General features: G+C 61.7%; 9 protein-coding genes. 1 reads left to right on the forward strand and 8 read right to left on the reverse strand.

What is annotated here, in order from left to right:
• Nucleotides 1–188: 188 nt before the first annotated feature.
• The 4 genes from ACKLNI_RS08605 to ftsZ form a co-directional block, all read right to left on the reverse strand.
• The gene (locus tag ACKLNI_RS08605) at nucleotides 189–791 is read right to left on the reverse strand and encodes a TadE/TadG family type IV pilus assembly protein (RefSeq protein WP_413718656.1); all 603 of its coding nucleotides are present in this window, start codon (nucleotides 789–791) and stop codon (nucleotides 189–191) included.
• Nucleotides 792–803: 12 nt separating this feature from the next.
• The gene (locus tag ACKLNI_RS08610; protein WP_413718657.1) at nucleotides 804–1,337 is read right to left on the reverse strand and encodes a TadE/TadG family type IV pilus assembly protein; all 534 of its coding nucleotides are present in this window, start codon (nucleotides 1,335–1,337) and stop codon (nucleotides 804–806) included.
• A gap of 9 nt (nucleotides 1,338–1,346) precedes the next feature.
• Nucleotides 1,347–2,966 carry a TadE/TadG family type IV pilus assembly protein gene (locus tag ACKLNI_RS08615; protein ID WP_413718658.1) on the reverse strand — a complete coding sequence of 540 codons (1,620 nt, stop codon included), beginning with the start codon at nucleotides 2,964–2,966 and terminating at the stop codon, nucleotides 1,347–1,349.
• A gap of 273 nt (nucleotides 2,967–3,239) precedes the next feature.
• On the reverse strand, nucleotides 3,240–4,796 hold the full coding sequence (gene ftsZ / locus ACKLNI_RS08620; protein ID WP_413718659.1) for a cell division protein FtsZ: 1,557 nt from the start codon (nucleotides 4,794–4,796) through the stop codon (nucleotides 3,240–3,242).
• Between the two features lie 479 nt (nucleotides 4,797–5,275).
• Here ftsZ and ACKLNI_RS08625 point away from each other — a divergent pair, with 479 nt between their 5' ends.
• Complete coding sequence (locus tag ACKLNI_RS08625; protein ID WP_413718660.1) at nucleotides 5,276–5,881, forward strand: hypothetical protein; 606 nt, start codon at nucleotides 5,276–5,278, stop codon at nucleotides 5,879–5,881.
• On the opposite strand, the gene ftsA is transcribed toward ACKLNI_RS08625, so the two are convergent.
• Genes ftsA through murB form a run of 4 tightly spaced genes read right to left on the reverse strand, consistent with a single transcriptional unit; the run spans nucleotide 5,865 to nucleotide 9,948 of the window.
• Entirely contained in the window at nucleotides 5,865–7,199 is a 1,335-nt protein-coding gene (ftsA, locus tag ACKLNI_RS08630; RefSeq protein WP_413718661.1) for a cell division protein FtsA, read from the reverse strand. The genes ACKLNI_RS08625 and ftsA overlap by 17 nt on opposite strands.
• The gene (locus tag ACKLNI_RS08635) at nucleotides 7,196–8,062 is read right to left on the reverse strand and encodes a cell division protein FtsQ/DivIB (protein ID WP_413718662.1); all 867 of its coding nucleotides are present in this window, start codon (nucleotides 8,060–8,062) and stop codon (nucleotides 7,196–7,198) included. Before ACKLNI_RS08635 ends, ftsA begins: the two co-directional genes overlap by 4 nt.
• Complete coding sequence (locus ACKLNI_RS08640) at nucleotides 8,050–8,973, reverse strand: D-alanine--D-alanine ligase (RefSeq protein WP_413718663.1); 924 nt, start codon at nucleotides 8,971–8,973, stop codon at nucleotides 8,050–8,052. The genes ACKLNI_RS08635 and ACKLNI_RS08640 overlap by 13 nt, the downstream gene beginning before the upstream one ends.
• A 36-nt stretch (nucleotides 8,974–9,009) precedes the next feature.
• On the reverse strand, nucleotides 9,010–9,948 hold the full coding sequence (murB, locus tag ACKLNI_RS08645; RefSeq protein ID WP_413718664.1) for a UDP-N-acetylmuramate dehydrogenase: 939 nt from the start codon (nucleotides 9,946–9,948) through the stop codon (nucleotides 9,010–9,012).
• Between the last annotated feature and the right edge of the window lie 154 nt (nucleotides 9,949–10,102).

The following is a 10,102-nucleotide window of genomic DNA, read 5'->3' on the forward strand; positions in this document are numbered from 1 at the left end:
GATCCTTAGCTATGGTCACGGACGCGCGCACTCAAAACAATCATTGCAACAAGCTGAAACAGTTTCGTTACCAATTGGCGGAATGCTGCCGAAGTCTGTGGATAACCAACCTAAGCCCCTGATTTAAAGAAATAAGGGCAGACCGAAGTCTGCCCGAAAATTGTGAATCACTTTTTGAAAATTTCTTCTTACAAACCCTCTGTGTCATCGGTTCCGTCATTGTGGATGGACCCTCCGCCATCGCCCAACCCCTCCAGCATCAACTGCTCCGAGAAGCGCGGATTGGTCACGACGAGATTGTGGATCTCTGTCTGTACAAGCCCGATATCCATCAACGGATCGTAGGTCGTCCAGGTCTCCACCACGATCGCGGTATCGGCATCGGCCATGATCGGCACGTGCGGCGTCAGCTTTTCCTCGACCTCTGCCTGAGTCAGGTCCTCGCGTCCGGCGATACCCCGAGACCAGATCCGGATGTGCCGGTTGGACGCCTCGTCGTAGCGCACGACAGTCACCCGCATCGAAACCGGATTGGCCGATCGCGACAGCCAGCCATACACGTCGTTGATGCCCTCGAGGTAAGTCTCGTCGATAAGGCCTGTCTCCCGCGAAAGAAGATCGCTGATCGTGTAGGTGGCTTTCAGGTTGATGTTGCTCTCACGCAGCCCCTCGAAAAAGACGTACATCGCCACGAAAGCCCAAACGAGAAGAGGAAACATCAGCACGGCCTCGATTGAGAAACTGCCCTTCTCATCCCTCAGCGCGTAATTCAGAACTCGGCGTAACCGCATGGCGCTCTCCTGTTACAGCGGTTCGTTGACGAAGGCGGACGATGCGATCACCTGGTAGCCGCCGGAGTCGTCCTTCGGCATCGTCCGACCGACCCCGATGCCAGGGAAGATCGGATCCACCACCGCGCAGACCCGGATGAGCATCAGTTCGTTTTCGACACCGTTCCGGAACTTGACCAACGGCTGGATCGGGTTGTTTCGGGCCACGCAATCCGGCCGGTTTTCAAGACCGTTCCAACTCGTGGTGTTTACCGGCTGAAGCTCGATACGCAAAGTGTCCGTGCAGTCCGGGATCATGACGGACTGGTTGCAGAGATCGGCAAGAACCGTGTCGTAGTTAAGCTGTGATCCCGAACTCAGCCGGATCTGGCGAACCACCATGTCCGTTGCACGTTCAAGCATGACGGCGCGCAGGTTCATCATGGCGACGTCGAATGCCGAAAGGAACACACCGACGAAGAACGGAAAGACGAGGACGAACTCAACCGAGGCTGCTCCCCGCTCACTTCTTACAAGCTGGCGGAATTTTTTCACCAATCCACTCATCACAGGTTCCTACTGGGTTAGCTTCAACTGGTTGATCTGGTTGGCGATCGAGGCAAAGGCGTATTCGATGTCCAGACCCTCGACGCGATAGAAATGGTTGGGCGTCGACGCGCAGCTGCGCATGACGTCAGCCGAGTGATCGGTCACTTCGAACCCGATGGTGAACACCACGATCCCCTTCGCTTTCGCGGCATCGCAGATGTCGTCAAGGCGGTCGTCCTTGGTCTCAGCATCGACCCAGCGGCGCGGACCATAGAGCGCATCGTAATAGTCGTCCGCATCATAGCTCTGGTGATACTCCGCATATGCGCGCCACGACATCGTCATACTGGCCCAGGCTTCCGGCCATGACAGCGCTATTCCCGGCTCATCGTCGTCGAACGGGCTGTTCTCCCAGCGCCGGTCCGAGACATTGTACCAGTCCTCGCCCCATCGCCCGTCCCGATCGCGGTCGCCCGGTTCTTCGCGCCGCATATAGATATCGCCGCTGTCCGGGTGACGGGCATAGGGGCTGTTCCCCGTCTTGTAGGCATTCTCCAGATAAGGCTGGTCCGTGTTGATCCCATCCGTCATGAGGACAATGAACTTCAGTGAATCAGCATAGGTGTAGGCGTGTGGCCGCACCGAGAAGGCCGTATCGATTTCGACAGACGGATTCGCGATAAGGCCGTTCAATTGCGAATTCATCGACGGGTCCAGAAGCGCGGTTCCCCACTTCATCGCGATGTCGATCGAAGTATTCCCATCTGCCTCGAAGTCGTCGATCTGATCCTTCAGTGCCTCGGCATTGTTGGACCACGGCCTGATGTGGAAGTACTCTTCGTTCCGGCAAACGGGATACTGGAGCGACCGTCCGTAGCGATAGTTGCGCCACGGGTCGAAATGCGCGGTCTGAGACAGCGGCGACCCGTGATCGATGTCCGTCCGCCGGAAATCGACAGTGTCGAAATTCACACAATGTGAGAACCCGTGGGAATGAGTCTTGTTCAGAAGAGCGAGAAGTTCGGGCCCGGCAGACACCTGCGTGGAATACGGAACAAGCGAAAGTGAGACCCGATCGTCAGCCGCACCCGCGAGGATGTTGTCGACGAAGTCCTTGGCGGCGACCTGCATATTTTCGAGTTTCGAGTTCCACCCCATGGAACCGGACACATCCAGTACAAGAGACACTTCAATGTCATTGACCGACTCTTCCGCCTCGGACATCGCCGAGAATGTCAGCTGTTCGACACCGACAAGGTTCATCAGCATCGTGTTGTAGGCACCGCTCACCGAAACCGAGACCTGGCGTCCGGTAATGACAGGCGCGGTCCCCACTTCCACGACATTGATGTCGTCCGGGTCCACCTGAATGCCGACCTTCGCAAGGTGATCCTGAACCACCAATTTCGGATCGACGGTCTGGTTCAGGTTCGCGGCGGCAAGTACGGCACGGTCGGTCGAGTTCTGGATGTGTGTTCTCTCGTTCTCGTAGATCATCAGATCAACGGCGATGCCGCCGAACATCAGCATTGCGACGAAAATGAAGAGTGAAAACGCAATCAGAGAACCGTCTTCGTTCCGTGTAAAGCGTGTCGAGCAGCGACGCGCGGCCTCCCATTTGTCGAGCGACTCTCGTCTATGTGTCATGGTTGCCATTTCCCAATGCAGTTCGACATCGCCACCCATTCTGGGCGCGACTTCTAATAAACTGAGATTCGTGACGAAAATCGGAAGACTTGATGTCTCCGAGAAGGATAAGCGACACGCTATGCAAAATTTTATTATATATTTCAGAGCTTTAAAAAAACAAAACACAGAGTTTCCAAACTGGAAACCCGATTGTCCGGGTCAGATCGACCCCAAAAGCATAAGGGACCGACTACACGTCAGCCCCTTGAAATTCTCATAAAATGATATTCGTCAGTTCGCCTGGCGCCGCAGGAAAGCAGGGATTTCTATGCGTTCCTGATCCTCGGAAAGCTCCGAAGCTGTCTGCGCGCTGCTGACCGGCGGCTGTTGGCGCGGGGCGTGCGCCCTCGCCTCGGCCGAAGGAACAGCGCCGGACATACGGTTGATCAGCGTGTTGATCCCGAAGCGCGGACGTTCTGCAGCGTGCTCCTCCGGAGCCTCCTGGCGGCTGGAACCGAACTTGGCCTCGCCAGGGCGATACCCGGCCATCGACCCCGGAGCGCGGCCGGTCACCCGTTCCAGACGCGCAAGCGCCTCGGGAGTGGGTGTGCCCGGTGCTGCCCGCTGAGCGTAGGCGGCTGGCTGATGCACCGGATCGGACTGCGGCTGATATGCCGGAGGAGGAAGCCCGTCGTCGGTCTGATGCTGAGGCGCATCGATGCCTTCGAACAGGCTGGGCTCGTCTTCAACAGGCGCGTGACGCGCCACTGCGACCTCTTCGACCGGCTGAGAAGCGGGCTTCGGCGCCGGAGCGGCGGCCACCGGCTGCTGAAGCGGTTCTGCCAGAGTGCGGCGGGGTGCCGGCGTGTCATGCGCGGCAACTGCGACGTCGATGCCCGTGGCAACGACCGAAACGCGCATCCGGCCTTCCATCGCCTCGTCCAGCGTCGAACCGACGATGATGTTGGCGTCCGCGTCCACTTCCTCGCGGATGCGGTTGGCGGCTTCGTCCAGTTCGAAAAGCGTCAGGTCGTGCGCGCCGGTGATGTTGATGAGGACGCCCTTCGCGCCCTTCAGACTGATCTCGTCCAGAAGCGGGTTGGCGATGGCCTTTTCGGCGGCCTGTACCGCGCGGTCCTCGCCCTCGGCCTCGCCGGTACCCATCATGGCCTTGCCCATCTCGTCCATAACCGCGCGGACGTCGGCGAAGTCGAGGTTGATCAGGCCGGGGCGAACCATCAGATCGGTCACGCCCTTGACGCCCTGATACAGCACGTCGTCAGCCATCGAGAACGCCTCGGTGAAGGTGGTCTTCTCGTTGGCCAGACGGAACAGGTTCTGGTTCGGAATGATGATCAGAGTATCGACCATCTTCTGCAGCGCCTCGACGCCTTCCTCGGCCTGGCGCATCCGCTTGGCGCCCTCGAACTGGAACGGCTTGGTCACGACACCCACCGTCAGCACGCCCAGCTCGCGCGCCGCCTGTGCGATGATCGGTGCAGCCCCGGTTCCCGTTCCGCCGCCCATGCCCGCGGTGATGAAACACATGTGTGCGCCCGCAAGATGATCGACAATCTCCTCGATTGTCTCTTCCGCCGCCGCAGCGCCGACCGACGGGCGGGCACCGGCGCCCAGACCTTCGGTAACGCGCACGCCCATCTGGATTTTCGTCGTCGCCGAAGACTGCTGAAGCGCCTGCGCATCCGTGTTGGCCACGACGAATTCGACACCCTCGAGACGCTTCTCGATCATGTTGTTCACGGCGTTTCCGCCGGCGCCCCCGACCCCGAAAACGGTGATCCTGGGCTTCAACTCTTCATGGGTGGGCATCGTCAAATTCAATGTCATCGGTCTGTCCGCCTGTTCGTTGTTCTCGCCCCCGGGCCGAGGCGTCGTTCTGGCTCAATAAGCCGCCTGCTGGATGAGGGAGACATTACCCAAATGCCATTGTCTGGTCACCCCGATTCGGAGCGGAAACCACGAAATATGGCAATTTTTTGTTACTCACACTCAGCATATCGAGCTGCTCGCAATATCCTGTGGTTGGACAGTAAGTTAGGCCCTAAACCTAACGCAGATTCAGTAAAGCGATGCGCGATTTGCGCACGCTAAAGTTGTAATCTGCGTTTGGAAGGCGCTGCTCAGCCTCTCCCACGGGTCTCTGCGAACCCTGTGGATAAGTTAACAGATTCGCATTGCCCCGTCGCCCGCAAAATTCACCTTCGGCGGGAGATTGACCACCGGTCGCCTCCGCAATTCCCGAGTTGAAAGTATGTTAACCATCTTCGTTTCATCTCGGCCCGATATCGACTGCCCGGAAGACATGCATGACGTCACTGCTGAGACCCGTTTACGATGGCCCTGTTTCCAACTTCTACATTCTCGACAAGAACGACCACGTCGTTGAAACCGGTGGCCACTGGAATGAATTCGCCGAGGCGAACGATGCGCCCGGCGCAACCGATGCCGCGGTCTTCGGCCGATGCGTCTGGGACTTGATCGACGGCGCCGAGACCCGGTCCTTCCTCAATGCGGTTTTCTTCTGGTGCCGGCGCGAACGTGTCGGCTTCGAGTCGCTCTACCGCTGCGACGGCCCCGATGTCTCGCGTCTCTACAGGATGATCGTCGAGCCCCATGCCGGCGGTTTTCTCTGGGTGGGGCACCGGTTCGTTTCGTCTTCCCTCAGGCCGTCCGCCGTCACGGTTCTGTCCGACAGACTGTCGGGAGCCCGCTGCACGATGTGCTGTCACTACAAGGTGGGCGATCAGTGGATCGATCCTTTCGCCGCGCCTGCTCCGCATGACTTTCCCAGTTCCCACGTCCTCTGTCCCGCGTGCCGCGCGAACGCCCGCGACGGGCTGTTCGAGCTATCGGACATGAGCGTGCATCAGCTGGTCGCGAAGCGCAGGCGACGGTCTACCAGTTCTCCTTGAACCACTTCACCGCGCGCTTCAGCGATCGTGGCGCGCCGCGATCCGTCGGCATCTCGAAATCCCACCACTCATCCTGCGGATGCGCCGCGAAAAGGCTCAGGCCCACGGCGCTGGCAAAGGCCGATCCGGTCGCGGCCTGCGGCAGGCCATGCACGCGCAAAGGCCGGCCAATCCGAACCTGTTGCCCGAGGATTTTGGGCGCCATCGTGTCCAAACCGGGTATCTGGCTGGCGCCACCAGTCAGCACGATCTGTTGCGTCGGCAGGTGCTCGAAGCCGGCCGCATCCAGCCTCTCGCGCACCTCTTCCAGGATCTCCTCGACCCGCGGCCGCATGATCCCGATCAGCTCCGCCCGGCTGACCGTGCGTCGGTCATGCTCCCAGTCCCCGGTCTCGCCGCCGATCTCGATCATCTCGCGGTCGTCCATGCCGGTTGCCACGACGCCCCCGTGGAACGTCTTGATCCGCTCGGCCACGGCCGTCGAAACCTGAAGCCCCTTGGAGATATCCGACGTCACATGTTCGCCACCCAGGCGCACGGCGTCGGCATAGATCATGTGCTTCTTCATGAAGATCGAGATGCCCGTCGTGCCGCCGCCCATGTCGATACAGGCAGCGCCCAGTTCCTGCTCGTCCTCGACCAGAGCGGCGATCCCCGAGACATAGGCCGAAGACGCCAGCCCCGCCAACTCCAGGTCACAGCGCTTCAGGCAATAGATCAGGTTCTGGATCACCGCCGTATCGACCGTCAGCATATGCATGTCGCAGGCCAGACGCTGGCCGATCTGCCCCCGCGGATCGATCAGGCCCGAACGGTGGTCCAGCGCGAAATTCACCGGCTGCGCATGCAGCACTTCGCGCTCGGCGCCGTAGTCGGGAACATCGCAGGCCGCCAGAACCCGCGCGACATCCGGCTCGCGCACCATGTCGCCCTCGACCAACACCTGGCCTGCCAGCCCATAGCTGCGCGGTTGCCCGCCCGAAAGACAGGCAATCACGTGATCGACCCGCACGTTCGCCATCTTCTGCGCCGCCTGAACTGCCGTCCGGATCGCACGCTCGGTCTCCTGCATCGCGCAGCTTTCGCCCAGTTCCACCCCGCGGGACCGCGTCGTTGCAGCACCGATCACCCGGAACTGGCTCTGCCCGGCCATGTTCCCGATCCCCTCGCCTTCCGGAATGCGGTCGCGCCCGTCGAAGCGCAGGATGAGGCAGGCGATCTTCGAAGTGCCCACGTCAAGGATGGCGATCACGCCCCGTTGAATCGCGGCCCTGCGCATGGCGCGCATCGCGCGCTGGCTTTCGTAAAGATCGGTCATCGTGTCTCTTCCCCGGAGGATGTCCAGTAAGTGTCGTAAATCGTCTCGATCGCCGAGGGCGTCAGCCGGATAACCGGCCGCTTGGGGTTGCGGAAATCGACGGCCGCGATATCCCGCGCCAGCAGGTCCTGCGCCTTGTCCAGCGCCATGACCTTCTGCAGCGCCGTCACCGCGCCCGTTTCCGGCAGCAGGATGCGCTGATCGCGGTCCAGCACCACGTCCCAGCGCCGCTCGCCCACCCGCAGCAGCCCCCGGACCCGTTCATGAACGGGTTCCGCGACCGACAGAAGGCTCAGCGCCTCGGCCACATGGGCATTGGCCCCCTCGCCCGCGATCAGCGGAAGATCGGGCCGGTCGGTACGCAGCGCAAGCGGCGCGACGCGGTGCCCCGTCTCGTCCAGAAGCTCCAGCGTGTCGGGCGTGCGCCAGACCACGACCGGTCGGCGCTCCTCGATCTCGATTTCCAGAACCCCGCCCTGCCGGATGCGCACACTGGCAGCCGCAACGGCGTCGATCTCCTCGACCCGCCCGCGCAACTCGTCCAGATCGAGGTCGAAGGAGGAAACCGGGAAATCCAGCGGCAGCACGGCGCGCACCTCGGAGGCCACTTCGGCCGAGGCCTGCTCCACCGCCATCATCCGCACCATGAACTCGGGGCGCTCCTCGACCTGCCGTTTCAACTCGGCCACCCGGTCCGCCGCATCCTGCCGGCGCGCCTCGTCCGAAGCCCACCAGAGCCCGGCGGTCGCGATCACGAGAACCGGCAGACCATAGCGCAGGAACCGGCGGAACATCGGCGTCAGCATCAAGCGGTTCATGCGGTACGCCAGGCGCGAGGGCGCGGGATCTCTCATCGGTCGCATGAGGCATCCTTCACGATCCAGTCGCAGAGCTCGGGAAACGAGATCCCCAGATGCGCCGCCTGCTCGGGAACCAGCGAGGTGGGCGTCATCCCGGGCTGGGTGTTCGTCTCCAGCGCGATCAGCCCTGCCAGGCCCTTCGCCGGGTCCCAGCGGAAATCCGTGCGGCTGACGCCGCGGCATCCCAGAACCCGATGCGCGGTTCCGGCATGCGCCAGGCACGCTTCGGTCACCTCCGTCGGGATATGCGCCGGCAATTCATGCCGCGACCCGCCGGGCGCGTATTTCGCGTGATAATCGTACCAGCCGTCGGTCAGGATCTCGGTCACGCACAGCGCGCGCTCGCCCATTACCGTGACGGTCAGTTCGCGCCCCGGCACATAGGCCTCGACCATCAGGTGCTCCGGCATGTCATCCGCGATCACCGGCGGCGCATTGGCGCCCTCGGGCACGATATAGATGCCGACGGAAGACCCCTCGTTGTTCGGCTTGACCACATAGGGGGGCGCCATGACGTGCCGCGCCATGATCTCGGCCTTGCAGAAAATGCCGCTTTCGGCGACCGGGATGCCCGCCGCCGCGTAGACCGCCTTGCTCCGGGCCTTGTCCATCGCCAGCGCCGAAGCCAGAACGCCCGAGTGGGTATAGGGCAATCTCAGCCATTCCAGGATTCCCTGAACACAGCCATCCTCGCCCCAGCGGCCATGAAGCGCGTTGAACACCACGTCGGGTGCAGAATCGCCAAGGCGGGCCACCAGATCGGCACCCGCATCAATCTCGACAACCTGGTATCCTGCCTCCCTCAGTGCAGCCGCGCATTCGCGCCCGGACGACAACGACACCTCGCGCTCAGCCGAGGGTCCGCCCATAAGGACCGCTACCTTGGGGGGTGTCCTGCTCGACATACCCGCCACTTGCCTGTTCTGGGCCGTTTGCCGGCCCGTTTATGACTACTCTGCCTCGGGAGCCGGTTCACCGACTCTCATGATTTCCCATACTAGACTGATTCCCGAGTGGGCGAGAACCCTCTCTCTCACCTCTTCTCCCAGTCCCTCCAGATCCGCCGCCGTCGCACCGCCGGTGTTGACCAGGAAATTCGAATGCATCTCGCTCATCTGCGCGCCTCCGCGCGTCGCACCACGCATCCCCGCATCGTCGATGACTTTCCATGCTTTGAGCTCGTGGGTGTCGTCTTCCTTGCCTGTCGAGCTGTAACCGGCCGGATTCCGGAACGTCGAACCCGCGGTGAGCGACTTCGTCGGCTGGGTCGCATCACGCTTCGCCAACTGTTCTTCCATCCGCGCCGCCAGTTCTGCGGGATCGCCGGGGTTTGCGCGGAAAACCGCCTGCGTCACGATCCAGCCCTCGGGAATCTCGGCCTGGCGATAGCGGAAATTCAGATCCTCCGGCGTCAGAACCACCCTTTCACCTTCTCGCGTGACGGCCCGTGCCTCGACCAGGTGATCGGCCACGTAGGAACCGTAACATCCCGCGTTCATCCGCACCGCCCCGCCGATCGAACCCGGAATGGTCCTCAGAAAGGTCAGGTCGCGCCCCGCCTCAGCCGCTTTGAGCGCCACGTGGGAATCAAGCGCCGCCGCCCCAGCGATCACGAGATCGCCGTCGAACGTGATGTCCGCGAAACCGCGCCCCAACCGGATCACCACGGCGCGCAGCCCCCCGTCGCGCACGATCAGGTTCGACCCCACGCCCATCGGAAAGACCGGCACCTCGTCCGGAAGGGCCTTCAGGAAGTGAGCAAGGTCATCGACATCCTTGGGCAGGAACAGCCAGTCCGCCGGACCGCCGACCCGCAGCCAGGTCAGGCCCGACAGGTCGTAATCCGGCGTCAGCCGCCCGCGTGTCTCGATCTTGCCCACGTCCACCATGACCGAGAGGGCTAACACCCGCACGGCACCAAGACAATTCGATTCAAGCCGTCTTCTTCTTGGTGAAAATATGCCGGGGTGGGGGGGAGAGACCCCCCAAAAACATCACCCCCCCGCCCATCTCCAGAAAAAAACCAACACCCCCCCCACAAAA

This window comes from Silicimonas lutimaris, from assembly GCF_047314965.1.
Classification (GTDB): Bacteria; Pseudomonadota; Alphaproteobacteria; order Rhodobacterales; family Rhodobacteraceae; genus JAVJUV01.